Source organism: Mesorhizobium sp. AR02, assembly GCF_024746835.1.
Taxonomy (GTDB): Bacteria; Pseudomonadota; Alphaproteobacteria; order Rhizobiales; family Rhizobiaceae; genus Mesorhizobium.
The window spans coordinates 3,141,836-3,160,972 of record NZ_CP080531.1; the positions used below are offsets into that span (position 1 = coordinate 3,141,836).

Genomic DNA, 19,137 nt, shown 5'->3' on the forward strand with positions numbered 1-19,137 from the left:
TTCAAGGCGACCCGTGCGGCCTTGTCGAAGCGAGAAAAAGCCGCACGCTCTAGAGCCCCATCCCGATTGAATCGGGATGGGGCTCTATCTCTTTGTTTGAGCATGATCTTTTCCGAAAACCGGCACCCACTTTTCGGGATCATGCTCTAAGGGACACGCGGCTTTCCGGAAAATCGCGTGGAGCCCGTTAGGCCTTCGGCGTGAACGGCGCCGGGCGCCGGCCTGCCGCCTGGCGCTCCAGCATCCAGCCGGGGTATTCGGCCGGCAGCGCGCTGACCTCGTCCAGTTTGGCGAGATCGTCGGTGTCTAGCTTCACTTCAGTCGCGGCAAGGTTCTGTTCGAGCTGCTCCATGCGGCTGGCGCCGATGATGACGCTCATCACGAAAGGCTTGGCCAGGACATAGCCAAGCGCCACCGTGGCGACGCTGACATCATGCTTCTTGGCGATCTCGCGCATGACGGCGACGGCCGCCCAGGCACGATCCTCGTTGACCGGCGGGAAGTTGAAGGAAGCGCGGCGGCCCTCGCCATTGCCGGGCGCGCCGGGGCCGTATTTGCCGGAGAGCAGGCCGCCGGCCATCGGCGACCACACCATCAGCCCGAGTTTCTCCTCGTTGATGAGCGGTACGATCTCGCGTTCGAGGCCGCGGCCGGCGATCGAATAATAGGACTGGATGGTCTCGAAACGGGCAAAGCCCTTGCGGTCGGCAATGCCGAGCGCCTTGGCGATGCGCCATGCTGCCCAGTTGGAGACGCCGACGTAACGAACCTTGCCGCTGGCAACCAGATCATCGAGCGCCCGCTGCGTCTCGTCGATCGGCGTCACCGTGTCGGTGCCGTGCAGCTGATAGAGATCGATATGGTCGAGCTGCAGCCGTTCGAGGCTGGCATCGACCGAATCCATGATGTGGCCGCGCGACGAGCCGCGCTGGTTCGGCCCTTCGCCCATGGCGCCGTGCACCTTGGTGGCGATGACCACGTTCTGCCTGTCGACGCCGAGGTCTTTCAGCGACTGGCCGAGCAGCCGTTCGGATTGGCCAAAGGAATAGACGTCGGCCGTGTCGAAGAAATTGACGCCGGCGGCGAGCGAGCGGCCGACGATCTCGTTGACGCCCTTCTGATCGAGGCTGGCGATCAGGCCCCATTGGGCATTCTGGCCGGCGGCGCCGAAGGTCATGGTGCCGAGGCACAGTTCGGAGACGAACATCCCCGTATTGCCAAGCTGGTTGTAGCGCATGGTGAAGGCTCCAGGAGAATTGTGATGACACAAAACAAATAGGAACGGAACGTTTCGTTTCCAGTGGTGGTGCAATGATGGACCAGTGCTGGCTCAAAACCGTCGCCAATCCCCAACACCGGGTCACCAGCATCGTTGCGGTAGGGGCAGGCTTCCCAGGGATTAGGATCGAGTGTCGAAGGTGTCGAGTTTCAGCCGCGCGGCATGGTTTTCAGACCAACGAATAATCTCGTCGAAAACGGGGCGAAGGGCGAGTGCAACGGATGTGAGTTCATACTCCACACGCGGCGGCACTTCGGCGTAGCAGGTGCGGATCAAAAGACCGTTTTGCTCGAGATCGCGCAACTGTGCGGTGAGCATGTGTTGCGTGATGCCTGGTATTGCTCGTCGCAACTCGCCGAAGCGCCGCTTGCCGTGAACGAGCTGCCAGAGAATCTCGCCTTTCCACTTCCCCGTCAGAATCCGCATCGCGACGTGGAAGCGCTCCATTGGCTGTCCGCGACACTCTTCGGCAGGCGCTGAAGCCTTCATTTCCTTAATAGTCTGCATTTTCATCCTATACCATAAAAATCATCCTACTTGCCAATTCAATATTAGATCACAAAATTTGCAGCGGTAAAGGGATTGGCCCTGCCGTCCTCATTTAACGAGCGAACAGGTGAAAGACGTGAGCGTGGAAGTGGCAAACGAAGAGCGTGTCGGGGAGCGAAAGGTTGGTGACGTCGTCATTTACGGGGGCGGCATTGCCGGAGCTCTCCTCGCGCGGCAATTGTCCGCCACTGCCAAGGTGATCCTGGTCGATCCGCTCGATTATTTCGAAGTGTCGATGGCTGCACCGCGCAATCTGGTAAAGCCCGACTTCTCCAGGCAGTCCATCATGCCCTTTGCAAAGGCTCTTCCTCGAGTCGATCATGTCGCCGCTCGCCTGACGGAGCTTACCAGCGAGGGCGGTATCGTCGAAGACGCTTCCGGCCGGAGGCTTCTCGTCACTGGGAAGGCTGCCGTCCTGGCCACGGGGAACCGCTTCGCCAACGAACTGGTGCGCGGCCAGGAGGGGAGCGGCGCTGACCGCCATGCGTTCTATCAGCGGTTCCATGACCGCCTTGCAGGCGCCGAGCGCATTCTTCTAATCGGCGGCGGGCCTATTGGTGTCGAAGTCGCCGGTGAGATTACCGAAGCATGGCCGCACAAGCATGTCACATTGGTCGAGTCCCAGCCACGCATCTTGCGAGGCACTTCCGAAGCCGCCGCTGCTCGCGCCGCTTCAATTCTGGAAAAGCGGGGTGTGACGATCCTGACCGGACAGCGCATCGATGGGCTTTTGTCCAATTTGCAAGACGTGTTTGCTGGCAGTGGCGAGGTTACCACCGACGCCGGTCAGGTCATCGCTTACGACCTCGCAATACTATGCATTGGAGGGCGGCCGAACACCGCCTTCATGAAGCAAAACTTTGCCAGCCGGCTCACACCAGACGGCCATGTCAAGGTGGCAGCGGACCTCCGGGTGAAAGGAGAAAGAACCATCTTTGCGCTCGGCGACATTACCGATCTTGCTGAAAACAAGATGGCGTTTCACATCAGGGGACACGTCAAGGTCGCAGCCACCAATATTCGCTCCATTCTGGCTGGCAAGTCACCCTCTCTGTCCTACAAACCACGAACCGGCGATCCGACGATGGTAGTAACGCGAGGTAGCCGAACCGGCGTTGCGCACCTTCCCCTGTTTGGCCACACGCGGTGGTCATGGCTTGTCCGCAAAGTAAAAGCCGAGCACATGCTGGTGCCGAATTATGCGAAAATATTCTCGCTCTAACGCGATCTACCGACTACCAAAAATCGCCGAGCCGACGCGGACGCTGGTGGCGCCGAAGGCGATGGCCGTCTCGTAGTCGCCGGACATGCCCATCGACAGTTTTGCGACGCCGGCCTCGTGCCCAAGCTTTTCCAGCAAGGCGAAGTGCGGGCCGGGGTTTTCATCGGCCGGCGGGATGCACATCAGGCCTTCGATGGCGAGGCCATGGACATCGCGGCAGCGGGCGACAAAACCCACCGCGTCGCGCGGCTCGATGCCGGCCTTCTGCGGCTCGGAGCCGGTGTTGACCTGGACATAGAGTTTTGGGGCGCGGCCTTGCCTTGAGATTTCCTTGGCGAGTTCGGCGGCGATCTTGTCGCGGTCGACCGTCTCGATGACGTCGAACAGCGCCACCGCCTCCTTCGCCTTGTTCGATTGCAGCGGGCCGATCAAATGCAGTTCGATATCGGCAAAGGCCTGCTTCAGATCAGGCCATTTGCCTTGCGCCTCCTGCACGCGGTTCTCGCCGAAGACGCGTTGGCCGGCCTCGATCACCGGCTGGATGTCGGCGGCGTCAAAAGTCTTGGAGACGGCCACCAGCGTCACCGCGCCAGCCGCACGGCGGGCTTCCTGCTCTACGGCGGCGATCTTCGCCTTGACCGCGAAAAACTGCTGAACGGTGTCACCCATATGCAAATCCCGCTGTTTTGACTCGCGTTTTTAGCCGCCGCGATGCCCATATGGTTGACGGGTTTGCCAAACCATGGTGAACACCCGGACCACATTCCCTGAACCGCCGAGCCAGTCGCCCGCGGTTCGCGCCTGCTTTTAAGTGAAAAACGTCCCATGGCAACCGAACGATACAATCCGCGCGCGTCAGAGCCCAAATGGCAGAAGGCCTGGGCCGACAAGAAGCTGTTCGAAGCGCACAATGACGATCCGAAGCCGAAATACTACGTACTTGAGATGTTTCCCTACCCGTCGGGGCGCATCCATATCGGCCATACCCGTAACTACACGATGGGCGACGTGGTGGCGCGCTACAAGCGGGCCAAGGGGTTCAATGTGCTGCACCCGATGGGCTGGGACGCCTTCGGCATGCCGGCAGAGAACGCGGCGATGCAAAACAAGGTCCATCCCAAGGAATGGACTTATCAGAACATCGCCACCATGCGCGAGCAGCTCAAGGTCATGGGCCTGTCGCTGGATTGGGCGCGCGAATTCGCCACCTGCGATGTCGATTACTACCACCGCCAGCAGATGCTGTTCCTCGATTTCGTCGAGAAGGGGCTGGTGACGCGCAAATCCTCCAAGGTCAACTGGGATCCGGAGGACATGACGGTGCTCGCCAACGAGCAGGTCATCGACGGGCGCGGCTGGCGCTCGGGCGCGCTGGTCGAACAGCGTGAGCTGACGCAGTGGTTCTTCAAGATCACCGATTTTGCGCAGGACCTGCTGGATTCACTCGACGGCCTCGACGAATGGCCCGAAAAAGTGAAGCTGATGCAGCAGAACTGGATCGGCCGTTCGGAAGGCCTGCTGATCCGCTGGCCGCTGGCCTCGGACATTGCTGGCGAGCATGAGCTGGAAGTCTACACGACGCGGCCCGACACCATTTTCGGCGCGTCCTTCATGGCGATCGCCGCCGACCACCCGCTGGCCAAGAAAGCCGCCGAGACCAATCCGGCGCTGGCGAAGTTCATCGACGAGGTGCGCCATATGGGCACCTCGGTGGCGGCGCTGGAGACGGCCGAGAAGAAGGGTTTCGACACCGGCATTCGCGTCGTTCATCCGTTCGACGACAGCTGGACGCTGCCTGTCTATGTCGCCAATTTCGTGCTGATGGAATACGGCACCGGCGCCATTTTCGGCTGCCCGGCGCACGACCAGCGCGACCTCGACTTCGCCAACAAATACGGCCTGACGGTGGTGCCGGTGGTGATGCCGGAGGGCGAGAATCAAGCGACCTTCCAGATCATCGACGTGGCGTATGGCGACGATGGCGCGATGATCAATTCGCGTTTCCTCGATGGCATGAAGCCGACCCAGGCTTTCGACGAGGTGGCGAAGCTGCTGGAGCAGAAGACGATCGGCAACCGGCCGATGGCCGAGCGCAAGGTGAATTTCCGCCTGCGCGACTGGGGCATTTCGCGCCAGCGCTACTGGGGCTGCCCGATCCCGATGATCCATTGCGAGGCTTGCGGCGTGGTGCCGGTGCCGAAGGCCGACCTGCCGGTCAAGCTGCCCGACGACGTCGATTTCGACCGGCCGGGCAATCCGCTCGACCGGCATCCGACCTGGCGGCATGTGAAGTGCCCGCAATGCGGTGGCGATGCGCGGCGCGAAACCGACACCATGGACACGTTCGTCGATTCGTCGTGGTATTTCGCCCGCTTCACCGCACCTCATGCGCATGAGCCGACCGATCCCAAGGCGGCCAATGAATGGCTGCCGGTCGACCAGTATATTGGCGGCATCGAGCACGCGATCCTGCATCTGCTCTATTCGCGCTTCTTCACCCGCGCCATGCGCGAGACCGGCCATGTCGACCTGGCCGAGCCGTTCAAGGGCCTGTTCACGCAAGGCATGGTGGTGCACGAGACGTATCGCGTCGGCGGCGCGTCGAACAATGGCCGCTGGCTGTCGCCGGCTGAGGTCAGGATCGAGGATGCCGGCGGCAAGCGCCGCGCCATCGAGATTGCCACCGGCGAAGAGGCGGCGATCGGTTCGCTCGAAAAGATGTCGAAATCGAAGAAGAACACGGTGAGCCCGGAAGACATCACCGATGGCTATGGCGCCGACACGGCGCGCTGGTGCATGCTGTCGGATTCGCCGCCCGAGGGCGACGTCGAATGGACCGACGATGGCGCCGCCGGCGCGCATCGCTTCATCCAGCGCATCTGGCGCCTGGTGTCGATCGCCGCCGAGACACTGGCAGGCGTCAAGCCGGTCGCGGCCGACGCCGGTGAGGCGGGAGCGGTGTCGAAGGCCACGCACAAGATCCTGAAGGCGATCGGCGAGGACATCGAAAAACTCGGCTTCAACCGCGCCATCGCCCGCATCTATGAACTGGCCAACGTGCTGACCACGCCGCTCAACGCGGTGGCGGAAGGCAAGGCCGATCCAGCACTCAAAGGCGCCTGCCGCCAGGCAGTGGAGATGCTGGTGCATCTGGTCGCACCGGTCATGCCGCATCTGGCCGAAGAGTGTTGGGAGACGCTCGGCGGCACCGATCTGGTCGCCGAACGGCCGTGGCCGGTCTTCGATCCGGCACTGGTCGTCGACAATGAAGTGACCTATCCGGTGCAGGTCAACGGCAAGAAGCGGGGGGATTTGACAATTGCCCGCGACGCGGACCAAGGTGCGGTCGAAAAAGCGGTATTGGCTCTCGACTTCGTGCAGAAAGCGCTCGAAGGTAAGGCTCCGCGCAAGGTGATCATCGTGCCGCAGAGGATCGTCAATGTCGTTGCCTGATCGGGAAAAGACAGAGCTGAGCCGTTTGCTGCGCCGCGCCGCGCTTGCCGGCCTTGTCGGCTCGCTGGCGCTGGTTTCGGCCTGCACGGTGCGGCCGCTCTATTCCAACGCGCCGTTGTCGACGGGCTCGACCGCCAATGCCGAACTGGCGTCGATCGCCATCAAGCCGGTCAAGACGCGGTATGCCCAGCAGGTGCGCAACAATCTGATCTTCGGCTTTGGGCGCGGTGCCGGCGAACCGGCCTCGCCGCTTTATTCGCTCGATCTCACCGTGACCGAAGCCGTCGATTCGGCGGCGCTCGTGCAGGTTGGAACCGACGAAGACGAGCCGACCGCCGGTTCGGTGACGCTGAACGCCAGCTATACGCTGACCGATATGAAAACCGGCGCCGTCATCACGGTCGGCAAGCGCGCGATCACCTCGTCCTTCGACAGGCCGCGCCAGGAATTCGCTTCGTACCGGGCGCAGATCGACGCTGAAAATCGCGCCGCGCGCGAACTGGCCGAAGCCCTGCAACTGTCCGTAGCCCAGGATCTGGTCCGGCACGGCAAGGCGGCTGGCTAGCGCCGTTTTTCGTTTCACGGAAGACGCCCTCTCGATCGTTGCGTCCGGCCGCCTCGCAGCGGTCGGGTACCCTATTTTCAGCTCACCTTTTTAGCTCGACGCATTGGATGTGCGGGTGATCGCCGAATGACGATCAGCTGCTCGAATCCGGATCCCACACATCGCTGCGAAAGATACATTTCGGTCGCTCCAACGGCGCTGACGGGAAGCAACTGTTAACCACTCGCTCCCTATTGCTCAACTGACGGTTCAGCGTGAGTCTTGAGAATGGAATCCAAGCGTTTTCCTCGGGTCAATTCATTGACAGTTTCGCCCGATAATCCCGAGGGTGAGCGTTTGAACAACAAGGCGGATGGCCAGCGGGCCGGCGCGGCCAGGCCCGGCAATTCCCCGCCATCCGTCGATCTCGGTGGCAACGAAAGCCCGGCCTGGCAGGACTATTTCTTCCTGGCGCCCAATGTGCGGTTTACGCGCACGCCGGACTATGAAGCCAGCACGCGCCATCCGCGCCAGATCACCCCCGAGCAAGGCGAACCGCCGGCGCCGCCGGCGCGGCAAGCAGTCGCACAGCCTGCCGCGGCTGCGACGTCGTCTGGAGTCTCGTCCTCGTCATTGTCGGCGGCGATGAAAAGCCGGAGCGCCGCTTCGCACACCGCGCTGCCGCCCGCCGGCAACAAAGCCGTGACGCATGAAAGATCGCCGGCCTCGGCATCGGTTCCGCCAAGGCATGCCAGCGAAACGGCGCGGGCTGTTGCGCCGGCGGGTCCGAGGACAGCAGTGACAGCACGCGCATCCACACCGGCAGCGTCTGCCAAGGCAATGGCGGCGCCGGTCAAAACACCAGGCCGCGACACTGTGCGCTGGCCCTATCTGTCGGATCACGTCTTCTTCGAACTCATGGCGCCCTACATGATCGAAGCTCCATCGCCGGCGCCGCGGGCCGTCGCGGCTCCGCGCGCCGTCGCGCCGGTTGCCACCGGGAGGGTCGATGTCCGCGCCGCGCCTACGGCCGATCCCACCGCATTGTTCCGTGTGATCGACTGCCTTCCAGGCCAGCAGGCTCCGTCGGCTCTGCCGGAAGTCCGGCCGGCCAACTCGAACGAAGCCGTGGTTCAGCCGGCGGCGAGCAGCGCACCGCAACGGGCCCAGGCGCGGGTTGCAGTCCCTGCCGCTGTGGGCAATGCCGCTCCGGCCCAGATCGGGCAAGGCGCGGAGGAGACCGCGCAGGTTCCGGCCATGCGCGTGTCTTCGCCACTGCCTCTGGTCGGCAAGATCGTGCCGGCCACGACAGGCGAGGCGTATGAACTTCCCTCGGAAGAGCTGCTGCAGCAGCCGCCGGAAGGGCAGGGCTTCTACATGTCGCAGGAGCGGCTCGAGCAGAATGCCGATCTCCTGGAAAGCGTGCTCGAGGATTTCGGCGTGCGCGGCGAGATCATCCACGTCCGCCCGGGTCCGGTCGTCACGCTCTATGAGTTCGAGCCGGCGCCGGGCGTCAAATCCTCTCGCGTCATCGGCCTTGCCGACGACATCGCCCGCTCCATGTCGGCGATCTCGGCGCGCGTTGCCGTCGTGCCCGGCCGCAACGTCATCGGCATCGAGCTTCCGAACGAGACCCGCGAGACCGTCTATTTCCGTGAGCTGATCGAATCGCAGGGTTTTCGCAAGACCAGCTGCAAGCTGGCGCTTTGCCTCGGCAAGACGATCGGCGGCGAGCCTGTCATCGCCGAACTGGCGAAGATGCCGCATCTGCTCGTCGCAGGCACCACCGGCTCCGGCAAGTCGGTCGCCATCAACACGATGATCCTGTCGCTGCTCTACCGGCTGAAGCCGGAAGAGTGCCGGCTGATCATGGTCGATCCCAAGATGCTCGAGCTCTCCGTCTATGACGGCATCCCGCATCTTCTGACCCCCGTCGTTACCGATCCCAAGAAAGCGGTCACCGCGCTCAAATGGGCGGTGCGCGAGATGGAGGACCGCTATCGCAAGATGGCGCGGCTCGGCGTGCGCAACATCGACGGCTACAATGAGCGCGCCGCCCAAGCCCGCGACAAGGGCGAGGCGGTGGTCATGACGGTGCAGGCCGGTTTCGAAAAGGGCACTGGCGAGCCGCTGTTCGAGCAGCAGGAAATCGATCTTGCGCCGATGCCCTATATCGTCGTCATCGTCGACGAGATGGCCGACCTGATGATGGTCGCCGGCAAGGAGATCGAAGGCGCCATCCAGCGCCTGGCGCAGATGGCGCGCGCGGCCGGCATCCACCTGATCATGGCGACGCAGCGCCCTTCGGTCGATGTCATCACCGGTACGATCAAGGCCAACTTCCCGACCCGCATCTCCTTCCAGGTCACTTCCAAGATCGACAGCCGCACCATCCTGGGCGAGCAGGGCGCCGAACAGCTGCTTGGCCAGGGCGACATGCTGCACATGATGGGTGGCGGACGCATTTCGCGCGTGCACGGCCCCTTCGTGTCGGATGCGGAGGTGGAGCATGTCGTGGCGCATCTGAAGGCGCAGGGCCGTCCGGAATACCTGGAAACCGTGACAGCCGACGAGGACGAGGAAGAGGTCGAAGACGACCAGGGCGCGGTCTTCGACAAGGGATCGGTCGCGGCCGAGGACAGCGATTCCAGCTATGACGAAGCGGTCAAGGTGGTGGTGCGCGACAAGAAGTGTTCGACGTCCTACATCCAGCGCCGCCTAGGCATTGGCTACAACCGCGCCGCTTCCCTGGTCGAACGCATGGAGAAGGAAGGGCTGGTCGGCGCGCCCAACCATGTCGGCAAGCGCGAGATCATCATGGGCCGGCGCCCGCAGGCAGCCGCGCCAGACGATGAGAGCACGGATTGATCGTCAGCCCTTACGGCGATCGGGCCTTTTCCGACACGTAATAAAAAAGGCCGGTCGCCCGGCCTTTTCTCATAGAAGCAGGGCGGCCTCAGCCGATCTTCTGGCCGGTCTTGGCCCAATCGGCGAGGAACTGTTCCAGGCCCTTGTCGGTCAGCGGGTGCTTGACCAGCGCCTTCAGCGTTGCCGGCGGCGCCGTGATGACGTCGGCGCCGATGAGGGCCGCCTGCTTGACGTGGTTCACCGTGCGCACCGATGCGGTCAGGATCTCGGTCGGGAAATCGTAATTGTCGTAGATCTGCCGGATTTCCTGGATCAGCTCCATGCCGTCCGAGCCGGTGTCGTCGATGCGGCCGACGAAGGGCGAGATGAACGAAGCGCCGGCCTTGGCGGCGAGCAGCGCCTGGTTGGCCGAGAAGCACAGCGTGACGTTGACCATGCGGTTCATCTGGGTGCGGATCGTCTTGCAGGCCTTCAACCCGTCCAGCGTCAGCGGCACCTTGATGCAGACATTGGGCGCGATCTTGGCCAGCACCTCGGCCTCCGCCATCATGTCCTTGTACTCGGTCGCCACGACTTCGGCCGAGACCGGGCCGGCGACGATGTCGCAGATCTGCTTGGTGACGTCGGCGATCTTGCCGCCGGATTTAAGGATCAGCGACGGATTGGTGGTGACGCCGTCGAGCAGCCCCAGATCGTTCAGCTCACGGATATCCTTGATGTCGGCGGTGTCGACAAAAAATTTCATGGCGGGTCTCCTGACGAGTTCGTCGTGCTTGGGAAGGCACGTTCAGCGTTGCTCTTTGATCTAGACCAAAGTCGGGGCAAGGTCACGCCTCATGATCGAAGATTCGCCCTTTGTCGCAGCCGCACCGGTGCTGGTGCCGATGCCTGCCGAACGCCCCTACACTTATGCCGTGCCGGCCGGCATGCGCGTTGTGCCGGGGTCGATCGTGCGCGTGCCGCTTGGGCCCCGCCAGGTCGCCGGCATCGTCTGGGACGGCACGGTCGAGAATATCGACGCGAAAAAGCTGCGCCCGATCGAACAGGTCTTCGACTGCCCGCCGATCGACCGCGCCATGCGCCGTTTCGTCGACTGGGTGGCGCAATACACGCTGTCGGCGCCGGGCATGGTGGCGCGCATGCTGCTCAGAGCGCCGGAGGCCTTTGACCCGGAACCGTGGATCGAGGGGCTGCAGCGAACGCTCCTCGTTCCCGACCGGATGACGGATGCGCGGGCCCGCGTGCTGGAGACGGCCGAAGGCGGGCTGGCCTGGACACGATCTGGCTTGGCGCATGCCGCCGGTGTGTCGTCGACGGTGATCGAGGGGCTGAAGGCGCAGGGCGTGTTCGAGACGGTGATGATCCCGCCGCGCCCGGTGGTGGCCGCGCCTGACTCCAGCTACGCCATACCGGAACTGATGCCGGACCAGAGCGACGCGGCGCTGATGCTGCGCGCCAATGTCGCGGCCGGCGTGTTCAATGTCGCGCTGCTCGACGGCGTCACCGGGTCGGGCAAGACGGAGGTTTATTTCGAGGCGGTGGCGGCCGCGCTCGACCAGGGAAAGCAGGTGCTGATCCTGCTGCCGGAAATCGCGCTGACCCACGCTTTTCTCGAACGTTTCCAGCAGCGCTTCGGCGCCAAGCCGGGCGAATGGCATTCCGATCTGCCGCCCAGGATGCGCGAAAAAGTCTGGCGGCAAGTGGCGGAAGGCGGCGTGCGCGTCGTTGCCGGCGCCCGCTCGGCGCTGTTCCTGCCGTTCAAGGAGCTTGGCCTGATCGTCGTCGATGAGGAGCACGACCCCGCCTACAAGCAGGAAGACCGTGTCTTCTACAATGCGCGCGACATGGCCGTGGTGCGCGGCCATATTGGTGGCTTTCCGGTGGTGCTGGCGTCGGCGACACCATCGGTCGAGAGCCGGGTCAATGCGAGCCAAGGCAAATACAACAGAGCCATTCTCTCCGCCCGCTTCGCCGAGGCCGCACTTCCGCAGCTGAAGTCGATCGACATGCGGCGCGCGCCGCCGGCGCGGGGCGGCTTCCTGTCGCCGGTGTTGATCGACCATATGCGCAAAACGCTGGAAAGGAAGGAGCAGTCGCTCCTGTTCCTCAACCGGCGCGGCTATGCGCCGCTGACGCTGTGCCGGGTCTGCGGCCACCGTTTCGGCTGCCCGGTCTGCTCGGCCTGGCTGGTCGAGCACCGTTTTCGCGGGCAGCTGGTCTGCCATCATTGCGGGCACAATGAGCGCCGCCCCGAAGCCTGCCCGGAATGCGGCACGCTCGATCATCTGGTCGCTTGCGGGCCGGGCGTCGAGCGCATCGCCGAGGAGGTCGTCTCGCATTTTCCCGATGCGCGCACCATCGTTTTGTCGTCCGACCTGATGGGCGGCGTGCGGCGACTACGGCTGGAACTGGAGGCGATCGCCGATGGGGAGGCCGACATCGTCATCGGCACGCAACTCGTCGCCAAGGGGCATAACTTTCCCAACATGACGCTGGTCGGCGTCGTCGATGCCGATCTCGGCCTTGCCAATGGCGATCCGCGCGCTGCCGAGCGCACCTTCCAATTGCTCAGCCAGGTGACCGGCCGCGCCGGCCGCACCGGCAAGAAGAGCCTTGGTCTGCTGCAGACTTTTCAGCCTGACCATCCGGTGATGCGGGCGATCGTCTCCGGCGATGCCGAGGCTTTTTACGAGCGTGAGATCGCCGAGCGTGAACGGGCGGCCTTGCCGCCGTTCGGCCGGCTGGCCGGCGTCATTGTCAGCGCGGTGACGCGGGCCGAAGCAGAAGGCCATGCGCGCGGCCTGCGCCGCGCCGCGCCCGAAGCCAGCGACCTGTTTGTACTAGGGCCGGCCGAGGCGCCGCTTTCCCTGCTCGGCGGCCGCCATCGCTTCCGCTTGCTGATCCAGGGCGAACGGCGCGCCGACATGCAAGGTTTTATCCGTGCCATGTTGGCCAACGGGCCGAAGCAGCGCGGCTCGGTCAGGGTGCAGGTCGACATCGATCCGCAGAGCTTTTTGTAAGGGCGCGATACCGGCGATACGATGCAGGCCAGCGAGAAACGGACGATCACATGAAAACCCTTGGCCTTCTGGGCGGCATGAGCTGGGAATCGACCGCCATCTATTATCGGCTGTTGAACGAGATCGTGCGCGAGCGCCTCGGCGGGCTGCATTCGGCGAAATTGCTGCTCTGGTCGTTCGACTTCGCCGAGATCGCCGAGCGGCAGCATCACGGCGACTGGGACGGCGCCGGCGTGCTTCTCGTCGAAGCAGCGCGCAAGCTCGAGGCAGGTGGCGCGCAAGGCCTGCTTTTGTGCACCAACACCATGCACAAACTTGCCGACCAGGTGCAGACGTCCGTCTCCATCCCGCTGATCCATATCGCCGACGCCACCGCGGCAGTGATCAAGCGCGCCGGCATGCAGCGCCCGGCATTGCTGGCGACGCGCTTCACCATGGAGCAGGATTTCTACAAGGGCCGGCTCGCCGACAAATACGGCCTCTCGCCAGTGGTGCCCGATGCGGCCGGGCGCGACATGGTGCATCGCGTCATCTATGACGAGCTGTGCCAGGGCATCGTCACCGACGCTTCGAAGGCGGCTTATATAGAAGAGGCCGAACGCCTGCGCCGGGAAGAGGCTGCCGACAGTATCATTATGGGCTGCACCGAGATCACCATGCTGATCGGACAGCGCGATTTCGATATTCCGGTCTTCGACACGACGCGCATCCACGCCGATGCGGCGGTGGAATTCGCGCTCGGTTGATGCGCTGTTCCTAAAGTGCCGGAGCCATCTGGCGCGGCGGTTTTCCTCCGCTAGAATGCCCGCGATTTCAAAACAGGCATTTCGAGGGGACAAGATGGATTTTGCGCTTCCGTGGCCGACGAGCCAGGGCGAATGGCTGGCCTGGTCGAGCGCCGTCGTCACCGTGCTGCTTGGCCTGCTGTTTTTCCTGGCACCTGGCCTCGCCTTCCGCATCCTGCGCCTGCAGGCCAAGCCTGAGAAAGCGGCGGCGATCGCCGAGGGGCGGGGCAGGATGTCGGGGTTTTATCTCGGCGTCGGTCTGTGCTGCATCCTCCTGGCGCAGCCGCTGGTTTACATGGCGCTCGGCTTCTCCTGGCTGTTCACCGCCTTCGGCCGGCTGCTGTCGATGATGTCGGATGGCGCCAACACACCTTTCAATTGGGTTTCCATTGTGGTGGAATTGGCCCTGGCGGCGTTGCCGCTCGCCTTTGCCTTCGGCTTTGTGCCCTGAATCCTTAGCTATTCGGGCGCGCAAGACGGCACTCTTTTGCCGGATGCGACAATAGTGCCTGAAAACCATGCGGAACGACGCATTGCGGTCTTAAAATGCCTGTGCTAGACGGCAATCGACTTTCGGCCGGGGATAGCGGAAGCCGCGCCTCCGTGCTTGGAAAAATGCAGTAAGGTCAAAGATTTAGCCAGAGTTTTTGCTCGCGCCAACAATCTGCGGCCTGTCAGACAAGAGAAAAGACGGTCCGTGGCTCAATCGTCATCGCCAATCTCAGGTGTTGCAGAACGCTATGCGGGTTCGCTGTTCGAACTCGCACGGCAGGCAAATTCGGTCGCCAAGGTCGAGGCCGACCTCAACAGTTTCGAAGCCATGCTCGAAGGCAGCGCTGACCTGACCCGCCTGATCAACAGCCCGGTGTTCTCCAGCGAGGACCAGGCCAAGGCTATCGCTGCGATCGCCGACAAGGCTGGGATCGCCGGCCTCGCCGGGAATTTCCTGCGCGTCGTCGCCCAGAACCGGCGGCTGTTCGCCATTCCCGGCATGATCAAGGCGTTCCGTCAGATTGCTGCCGAAGCTCGTGGCGAGACCACTGCTGATGTCACGTCGGCTCATGAGCTGACGGCGGCCCAGCAAACAGAACTCAAGGCCGCGCTGAAAAGCGTTGCCGGCAAGGACGTGGCCATCTCCGTCACCGTCGATCCGTCGCTGCTCGGCGGGCTGGTGGTCAAGATGGGCTCGCGCCAGATCGATACGTCGCTCAAAACCAAACTCAATTCGCTCAAGCTTGCACTGAAAGAGGTCGGCTGATGGACATCCGCGCCGCGGAAATTTCCGCAATTCTGAAAGACCAGATCAAGAATTTCGGCAAGGAGGCTGAGGTCTCCGAAGTTGGACAGGTGCTGTCCGTCGGTGACGGTATTGCCCGTGTCTACGGCCTCGACAATGTCCAGGCCGGCGAGATGGTCGAATTCCCCGGCGGCATCCGCGGCATGGCGCTGAACCTCGAAGCCGACAATGTCGGCGTCGTCATCTTCGGCGCCGACCGCGACATCAAGGAAGGCGACATCGTCAAGCGTACCGGCGCCATCGTCGACGTTCCGGTCGGTCCGGGCCTGCTCGGTCGCGTCGTCGACGCGCTCGGCAACCCGATCGACGGCAAGGGCCCGATCAAGGCGACCGAACGCAAGCGTGTCGACGTCAAGGCACCCGGCATCATCCCACGCAAGTCGGTGAACGAGCCGATGTCGACCGGCCTCAAGGCCATCGATGCGCTGATCCCGGTCGGCCGCGGCCAGCGCGAGCTGGTCATCGGCGATCGCCAGACCGGCAAGACCGCCATCATCCTCGACACGATGCTCAACCAGAAGTCGGTGCACGACAACGGTCCCGAGAAGGAAAAGCTCTACTGCGTCTACGTCGCCGTCGGCCAGAAGCGCTCGACCGTCGCGCAGTTCGTCAAGGTTCTGGAAGAGCGCGGCGCGCTCGAATACTCGATCATCATCGCCGCCACCGCTTCCGATCCGGCGCCGATGCAGTTCCTGGCGCCATTCGCCGGCTGCACCATGGGTGAATATTTCCGCGACAACGGCATGCATGCGCTGATCAGCTACGACGATCTGTCGAAGCAGGCCGTCGCCTATCGTCAGATGTCGCTGTTGCTGCGCCGCCCGCCGGGCCGCGAAGCCTATCCGGGCGACGTCTTCTATCTGCACTCGCGCCTGCTCGAGCGCGCCGCCAAGCTCAACGACGATCTGGGCGGCGGATCGCTGACCGCTCTGCCGATCATCGAAACGCAGGCCAACGACGTGTCGGCCTACATCCCGACCAACGTGATCTCGATCACCGATGGCCAGATCTTCCTCGAAACCAACCTGTTCTTCCAGGGCATCCGTCCGGCCGTCAACGTCGGCCTGTCGGTCAGCCGCGTCGGCTCGGCCGCGCAGATCAAGGCGATGAAGCAGGTTGCCGGCTCGATCAAGGGCGAGCTCGCGCAGTACCGCGAAATGGCGGCCTTCGCGCAGTTCGGCTCCGATCTCGACGCCGCCACGCAGCGCCTGCTCAACCGCGGATCGCGCCTGACCGAACTCCTGAAGCAGCCGCAGTTCTCGCCGCTGAAGACGGAAGAGCAGGTCGCGGTGATCTTCGCCGGCGTCAACGGCTATCTCGACAAGCTGCCGGTCAACCAGGTCGGCAAGTTCGAGCACGGCCTGCTCAGCCACATGCGTGCGGCCGGCAAGGACGTTCTCGACGCCATCCGCAAGGAAAAGGCGCTGTCGGACGATCTGCGCGCCAAGCTGAAGGCCGAGATCGACGCATTCGCCAAGACCTTCGCCTGAGCAAAAGCGACAAGACGGGATCAGGTTTGAAGCATGCCTTCATTAAAAGACCTTCGTAACCGTATCGCCTCGGTCAAGGCGACGCAGAAGATCACCAAGGCGATGCAGATGGTCGCCGCGGCGAAGCTGCGCCGTGCGCAAGAGGCCGCGGAAGCGGCGCGCCCCTATTCGGAGCGCATGGGGTCCGTGCTGGCCAACATCACCCAGGCGATCGGCGGCGGCGGCGATGCCCCGGCGCTGATGACCGGCACCGGCAAGGATGCCGTGCATCTGCTCGTCGTCTGCACCGCCGAGCGCGGCCTGTGCGGCGGCTTCAATTCGCAGATCGCCCGTCTGGCCCGCGACCACATCCGCCGGCTTCTGGCCGACGGCAAGCAGGTGAAGATCATCTGCGTCGGCAAGAAGGGTTTCGACATCCTGCGGCGCGACTACGCATCGATGATCATCGACCGTGTCGACCTGCGTGAGGTCAAGACGCTCGGCTTCGTCAATGCCGACGCGATCGCCAAGAAGGTCATCCACCTCTTCAACGAGAGCGGTTTCGACATCTGCACGCTGTTCTATTCGCAGTTCAAGTCGGTGATCAGCCAGATCCCGACCGCGCAGCAGATCATCCCGGCCGGCGTCGCTTCGGCTCCGGCAGCAGTGGTGGATGGCGGCAATGCCGTCTACGAGTACGAACCGGAGCCGGGCGAGATCCTCTCCGACCTCATCCCGCGCAACATCTCCGTGCAGGTTTTCCGGGCGCTGCTCGAAAACGCGGCCGGTGAAATGGGCGCCAAGATGAGCGCCATGGACAATGCGACGCGCAACGCCGGCGAGATGATCAACAAGCTGTCGATCACCTATAACCGCCAGCGGCAGGCGCAGATCACCAAGGAACTGATCGAAATCATTTCGGGCGCCGAAGCGCTCTAGGCGCGGTCCGCGGGTCATCGACCCGCGATCGGACCGCGTGAGAAACAAAGGACGAAAAAGGGTAAAGACGATGGCGAAAGCAGCGACCCCCAAGACGGCGGCCCCCAAGGCAGCAGCGCCCGCGAAGGCGGCAAAGGCTCCGGCAGCAGCCGCGAAGGCAGCTCCGGCAAAGACGGCGGCAGCGCCGGCCAAGGCCGCGGCAGCCAAGACTTCGGCTGTTGCCACCAAGGCAACTGGCGTTGTCGGCAAGGTCCGCCAGGTCATCGGCGCCGTCGTCGACGTGCAGTTCGGCGATCACCTGCCGGCGATCCTGAACGCGCTCGAGACGACCAATGTCGGCAACCGCCTGGTGCTCGAAGTTGCCCAGCATCTCGGTGAAAACACCGTGCGCTGCATCGCCATGGACTCCACCGAAGGTCTGGTGCGCGGCCAGGAAGTGCGCGACACCGGCGCGCCGATCACCGTTCCGGTCGGCCCGGGCATGCTTGGCCGCATCATCAACGTCATCGGCGAGCCGGTCGACGAAGAAGGCCCGGTCGACGCGATCGAGATGCGCTCCATCCACCAGCCGGCTCCGACCTATGTCGAGCAGTCGACGGAAGCTCAGATCCTGATCACCGGCATCAAGGTGCTCGACCTGCTGGCACCTTACGCCAAGGGCGGCAAGATCGGCCTGTTCGGCGGCGCCGGCGTCGGCAAGACCGTGCTGATCCAGGAACTGATCAACAACATCGCCAAGGCGCATGGCGGCTATTCGGTGTTCGCCGGCGTCGGCGAGCGCACCCGCGAGGGCAACGATCTCTACCACGAGTTCATCGAATCCGGCGTCAACAAGAAGGGCGGCGGCGAAGGCTCCAAGGCCGCGCTCGTCTATGGCCAGATGAACGAGCCGCCGGGCGCGCGCGCCCGCGTCGGCCTGACCGGATTGACCGTTGCTGAATATTTCCGCGACCAGGGCCAGGACGTGCTGTTCTTCGTCGACAACATCTTCCGCTTCACGCAGGCGGGTTCGGAAGTGTCGGCTCTGCTTGGCCGTATCCCGTCGGCCGTCGGCTATCAGCCGACGCTCGCCACCGACATGGGCGCGCTGCAGGAACGCATCACCACCACCACCAAGGGCTCGATCACCTCGGTGCAGGCCATTTACGTGCCGGCCGACGACTTGACCGACCCGGCGCCGGCAACCTCGTTCGCTCACCTTGACGCGACCACGACGCTGAACCGCGCCATCGCCGAAAAGGGCATCTACCCGGCTGTCGATCCGCTGGATTCGACCTCGCGCATGCTCGACCCGCTGGTCGTCGGCGACGAGCACTATGGCGTCGCGCGCCAGGTGCAGTCGATCCTCCAGCGCTACAAGTCGCTGCAGGACATCATCGCCATCCTGGGCATGGACGAGCTGTCGGAAGAGGACAAGCAGACGGTCGCCCGCGCCCGCAAGATCGAGCGCTTCCTGTCGCAGCCCTTCTTCGTCGCTGAAGTGTTCACCGGCGCGCCAGGCAAGCTGGTCGACCTCGCCGACACCATCAAGGGCTTCAAGGGCCTCTGCAACGGCGACTACGATCACCTGCCGGAAGCCGCCTTCTACATGGTCGGCGGTATCGAGGAAGCGGTCGAGAAGGCACAGCGCCTGGCGGCTGAAGCGGCTTAATCTAGGGAATAGGGAGTAGTCAGTAGTCAGTAGTGAATGGCAGCTGGGTGACCGGGGCAAT

The 19,137-nt window shown here is 63.5% G+C and carries 15 protein-coding genes; 11 read left to right on the top strand and 4 right to left on the bottom strand.

The window, feature by feature from the left end; translation table 11 throughout:
* Positions 1-187: 187 nt before the first annotated feature.
* A complete protein-coding gene (locus DBIPINDM_RS19290; protein ID WP_258588723.1) occupies positions 188-1,237 on the bottom strand; it encodes an aldo/keto reductase in 1,050 nt (349 codons plus the stop codon).
* 162 nt (positions 1,238-1,399) lie between these two features.
* Positions 1,400-1,786, bottom strand: coding sequence for a winged helix-turn-helix transcriptional regulator (locus tag DBIPINDM_RS19295; RefSeq protein WP_416361765.1), 387 nt, complete (start codon positions 1,784-1,786; stop codon positions 1,400-1,402).
* Between the two features lie 109 nt (positions 1,787-1,895).
* Between DBIPINDM_RS19295 and DBIPINDM_RS19300 the strand changes: the two genes are divergently transcribed.
* A complete protein-coding gene (locus DBIPINDM_RS19300) occupies positions 1,896-3,050 on the top strand; it encodes an NAD(P)/FAD-dependent oxidoreductase (RefSeq protein WP_258588724.1) in 1,155 nt (384 codons plus the stop codon).
* A gap of 6 nt (positions 3,051-3,056) precedes the next feature.
* Here DBIPINDM_RS19300 and DBIPINDM_RS19305 read toward each other — a convergent pair whose 3' ends face one another.
* Positions 3,057-3,719: a YggS family pyridoxal phosphate-dependent enzyme gene (locus tag DBIPINDM_RS19305; RefSeq protein ID WP_258588725.1), complete on the bottom strand. Its 663-nt coding sequence runs from the start codon at positions 3,717-3,719 to the stop codon at positions 3,057-3,059.
* A 156-nt stretch (positions 3,720-3,875) separates the two neighbouring features.
* Here DBIPINDM_RS19305 and leuS point away from each other — a divergent pair, with 156 nt between their 5' ends.
* The 3 genes from leuS to DBIPINDM_RS19320 all read left to right on the top strand — a co-directional run bounded on the left by leuS (position 3,876) and on the right by DBIPINDM_RS19320 (position 9,915).
* Complete coding sequence (gene leuS / locus DBIPINDM_RS19310; protein WP_258588726.1) at positions 3,876-6,503, top strand: leucine--tRNA ligase; 2,628 nt, start codon at positions 3,876-3,878, stop codon at positions 6,501-6,503.
* A complete protein-coding gene (lptE, locus tag DBIPINDM_RS19315; protein ID WP_258588727.1) occupies positions 6,490-7,068 on the top strand; it encodes an LPS assembly lipoprotein LptE in 579 nt (192 codons plus the stop codon). Before leuS ends, lptE begins: the two co-directional genes overlap by 14 nt.
* A 267-nt stretch (positions 7,069-7,335) precedes the next feature.
* Positions 7,336-9,915, top strand: coding sequence for a DNA translocase FtsK (locus DBIPINDM_RS19320; RefSeq protein ID WP_258588728.1), 2,580 nt, complete (start codon positions 7,336-7,338; stop codon positions 9,913-9,915).
* An 88-nt stretch (positions 9,916-10,003) separates the two neighbouring features.
* On the opposite strand, the gene fsa is transcribed toward DBIPINDM_RS19320, so the two are convergent.
* Positions 10,004-10,660 carry a fructose-6-phosphate aldolase gene (gene fsa / locus DBIPINDM_RS19325; RefSeq protein ID WP_258588729.1) on the bottom strand — a complete coding sequence of 219 codons (657 nt, stop codon included), beginning with the start codon at positions 10,658-10,660 and terminating at the stop codon, positions 10,004-10,006.
* A 91-nt stretch (positions 10,661-10,751) separates the two neighbouring features.
* Here fsa and DBIPINDM_RS19330 point away from each other — a divergent pair, with 91 nt between their 5' ends.
* The 7 genes from DBIPINDM_RS19330 to atpD all read left to right on the top strand — a co-directional run bounded on the left by DBIPINDM_RS19330 (position 10,752) and on the right by atpD (position 19,076).
* On the top strand, positions 10,752-12,935 hold the full coding sequence (locus DBIPINDM_RS19330) for a primosomal protein N' (protein WP_258588730.1): 2,184 nt from the start codon (positions 10,752-10,754) through the stop codon (positions 12,933-12,935).
* Positions 12,936-12,985: 50 nt separating this feature from the next.
* Positions 12,986-13,681 carry an aspartate/glutamate racemase family protein gene (locus tag DBIPINDM_RS19335; RefSeq protein ID WP_258588731.1) on the top strand — a complete coding sequence of 232 codons (696 nt, stop codon included), beginning with the start codon at positions 12,986-12,988 and terminating at the stop codon, positions 13,679-13,681.
* Positions 13,682-13,775: 94 nt separating this feature from the next.
* On the top strand, positions 13,776-14,171 hold the full coding sequence (locus DBIPINDM_RS19340; RefSeq protein ID WP_258588732.1) for a DUF4345 family protein: 396 nt from the start codon (positions 13,776-13,778) through the stop codon (positions 14,169-14,171).
* Between the two features lie 246 nt (positions 14,172-14,417).
* A complete protein-coding gene (locus DBIPINDM_RS19345; protein WP_258588733.1) occupies positions 14,418-14,978 on the top strand; it encodes a F0F1 ATP synthase subunit delta in 561 nt (186 codons plus the stop codon).
* Complete coding sequence (gene atpA / locus DBIPINDM_RS19350) at positions 14,978-16,507, top strand: F0F1 ATP synthase subunit alpha (protein WP_015315171.1); 1,530 nt, start codon at positions 14,978-14,980, stop codon at positions 16,505-16,507. Before DBIPINDM_RS19345 ends, atpA begins: the two co-directional genes overlap by 1 nt.
* Positions 16,508-16,540: 33 nt before the next feature.
* On the top strand, positions 16,541-17,425 hold the full coding sequence (locus DBIPINDM_RS19355; RefSeq protein ID WP_258588734.1) for a F0F1 ATP synthase subunit gamma: 885 nt from the start codon (positions 16,541-16,543) through the stop codon (positions 17,423-17,425).
* Positions 17,426-17,495: 70 nt separating this feature from the next.
* Entirely contained in the window at positions 17,496-19,076 is a 1,581-nt protein-coding gene (gene atpD / locus DBIPINDM_RS19360; RefSeq protein ID WP_258588735.1) for a F0F1 ATP synthase subunit beta, read from the top strand.
* Positions 19,077-19,137 lie beyond the last annotated feature (61 nt).